At 70.5% G+C, this 2,431-nt stretch carries 4 protein-coding genes; all 4 read right to left on the bottom strand.

The features are described 5' to 3' along the window. Positions 1 to 332 precede the first annotated feature (332 nt). Positions 333 to 764 carry an ExbD/TolR family protein gene (locus tag ACLEQD_RS41415; RefSeq protein ID WP_410391418.1) on the bottom strand — a complete coding sequence of 144 codons (432 nt, stop codon included), beginning with the start codon at positions 762 to 764 and terminating at the stop codon, positions 333 to 335. 15 nt (positions 765 to 779) lie between these two features. Then, positions 780 to 1,187 (bottom strand): ExbD/TolR family protein, encoded by a 408-nt coding sequence (locus tag ACLEQD_RS41410; RefSeq protein WP_410391417.1) that lies wholly within the window; start codon positions 1,185 to 1,187, stop codon positions 780 to 782. Then, positions 1,171 to 1,929 (bottom strand): MotA/TolQ/ExbB proton channel family protein, encoded by a 759-nt coding sequence (locus tag ACLEQD_RS41405; protein ID WP_410391416.1) that lies wholly within the window; start codon positions 1,927 to 1,929, stop codon positions 1,171 to 1,173. The genes ACLEQD_RS41410 and ACLEQD_RS41405 overlap by 17 nt, the downstream gene beginning before the upstream one ends. 32 nt (positions 1,930 to 1,961) lie before the next feature. Then, positions 1,962 to 2,431 (bottom strand): energy transducer TonB (locus tag ACLEQD_RS41400; protein ID WP_410391415.1); only part of this gene is annotated, 470 nt, incomplete at its 5' end.

Genomic DNA, 2,431 nt, shown 5'->3' with positions numbered 1-2,431 from the left:
GGATCCACCTTGCGAGCCGGCGGAGGCGGAAGCGCTCCGGCGGGCTGCTGGCCGGGAGAGGCGGAGGGCGAAGGAGCGGCGGGCGCGGTGGAGTCCGCGCCGGGCGCCTGCGCGAAGGCAGGCAGGGTGATGAGCACGAGTGACGCCACGAAGGCGCGCACGAAGTTCGAACGAGACAACACGGCTCTCCTTGCCGACAGCGACGCGCACTCAACGCGACGCCCGTGGCATTGGGATGAAGGGTTTGTGACGTCTGTGGCGGCGGCGGGAAAACTCGGCGTCACGAACCGCGCGCGGCGCACACCGCGCGCGGGGACACACGAGGCTCGCGCTCAGTCCGCGAGCCGGTCCGGCAGCACGGCGACGGTGATGTTCCCGCCCCGCGCCAGGTCCAGCACTTCCATGGCACTGCCGTACGGCACCGCGTCGCTCGCGTCGAAGAAGACGATCTTGTCCGCGCGCGCGTTCAGCATCCGCTGCAGCCGCGCCACCACCTGGTCGCGCGGCACCTCTTCGCGGTTGATGCGCAGCGTTCCGGCCTTGTCCACCGTGAGCACCACGGGCGGCTTCGCGTCCGGCGGCGGAGGCGTGGCCTCCTCCTTCTTGTCCGGCTTCGCGGGCACGTTCATCCACAGGTTCTTGGTCATCAGCGGCGTGACCACCATGAAGATGATGAGCAGGACCAACACCACGTCCACCAGGGGCGTCACGTTCATCGTGGGGCGGACACCGCCGCCCTTGTTGCCACCGACGTCGAAAGCCATGGCGCGTGCCTCCCCTTACTGCTTCTTCCGGTCGATGACCTGGAGACTGATGCCCGGAAAGCCAATGTCCTGCATCGCCTTGAACACGCCGCGCACCTGCGCGTACGCCACGCCCCGGTCCGCCTTGAGCACCACGGGCGCGTCCGGCTTCGCCTGGTGCAGCGCCTTGAGCTCCACCACCAGCGCGTCCCGGGTCAGCTGCTTGCGGTCCAGGTAGAACGCCCCGTTGGACGCCAGGCTCACCGTGGTGGGCTCCAGGTTCTTGTTCTCCGGATCCGGGTTCATCGCCGCGGGCAGCTCCACCGCGGCGCTGGCCTCCAGCTGCGGCGTGACGACCATGAAGATGATCAGGAGGACGAGCACCACGTCCACCAGCGGCGTCACGTTCATCTCCGGCGTGAGGCTCCTACGCGTGGCCGACATCGCCCGCCTCGGTCCGCGTGGAGACGACGTCGGAGCCCGTCGCGTGCGCGGCCGCGTGGCCCGCCACCGCGCGCTTGTCGCCGGCCATGTCCTCCAGGTGGTCCATGAACTCGCTGCGGGCCTGCTCCAGGGACAGCAGCAGCGCGTCCGCGCGGGTGGACAGGAAGTTGAACATCAGCACCGCGGGGATGGCGACCAGCAGGCCCAGCGCGGTGACGACGAGCGCCTCCGCGATGCCGGCGGACACCGCGCCCAGGCCACCGGAGCCCTCCTTCGCGATGCCGGCGAAGGCCTCGATGATGCCCACCACCGTGCCGAGCAGACCGACGAACGGCGCCACCGACCCCACCGTGGCCAGCACCGACATGCCCCGGCGCACGTCCGCGGTGATGCGCTCGTTGATGCGCACCAGGTCGCGGCGCGTGAGCTCCACGGCGCCCAGCTTGCCGGCGGGAGCGCGGGACTTCGCGAGGAACGTCTTCATGCCGCCGCCCAGCATCATCGCCAGGTGGCTGCTCTTGTTGCCGTCCGCCTCCTTCACCAGCGCGTCGTGCTGCTGCTGCGCGAGCAGCGGACCGGCGCGGCCCGCGAACTGGCGGGACGCGACGCGCGAGCGGAAGAAGACGAACAGGCGCTCGAAGAAGACCGCCAGCGACGCGACCGCGAAGGCGACCAGCGTCCAGGCGATGCCCAGGGCGAAGACGCCCATGTGCGCGTAGATTTCCTTGAGATTGAAGTTCATGGCGGTGGCTTTCCGGGAGGGGAAGGAAGGCGTCAGGACTTGAGGCGGAAGGGGACCTTGAAGATGCGGAAGACGGCGGTCGGCTGACCGGAGACGACGGCGGGCTTGAAGCGCCACGTGCGCACGGCGGCCAGCGCGGCGCTGGCGAAGGGCTCATCGCCGCGCATCACCTTGAGGCCGGTGACGCGGCCGTCGACCTCGACGACGCCCTTGAGGATGACCAGCCCCTCCAGGCCCTTGGAGCGGGCGTCGGACGGGTATTCGGGGAGGAGGTTCGCGGCCAGCGGCTCCGGCGGCGTGCCCGTCTCCGGCAGGTTGATGGGCTGCGCGCGGCCACCGCCAATGGCCATGCCCTCGCCGCTGCCGGTGCCACCCACCACACCGCCAGGGACGAGCGTGCCGATGCCACCGACGGCCATGGGCGCCGCGGCGACGACTTCCTTCTCAGCCTCGGGCGGCTTGTCGAGCGGCACCGCGTCCGGGGCCTTCAGCGGCGCGGGCG

The sequence above is a fragment of the Corallococcus sp. 4LFB genome (genome assembly GCF_046520365.1).
GTDB classification, from domain to species: domain Bacteria; phylum Myxococcota; class Myxococcia; order Myxococcales; family Myxococcaceae; genus Corallococcus; species Corallococcus caeni.
Note: the sequence above shows the minus strand (reverse complement) of the source record. Positions and strands in the feature narration are given on the sequence as shown.

What these genes read in the sequence shown, in the direction of transcription:
- ACLEQD_RS41410 (WP_410391417.1), bottom strand. Translation starts at nt 1,187, where the DNA reads ATGTCGGCCACGCGTAGGAGCCTCACGCCGGAGATGAACGTGACGCCG.
- ACLEQD_RS41405 (WP_410391416.1), bottom strand. Translation starts at nt 1,929, where the DNA reads ATGAACTTCAATCTCAAGGAAATCTACGCGCACATGGGCGTCTTCGCC.
- ACLEQD_RS41415 (WP_410391418.1), bottom strand. Translation starts at nt 764, where the DNA reads ATGGCTTTCGACGTCGGTGGCAACAAGGGCGGCGGTGTCCGCCCCACG.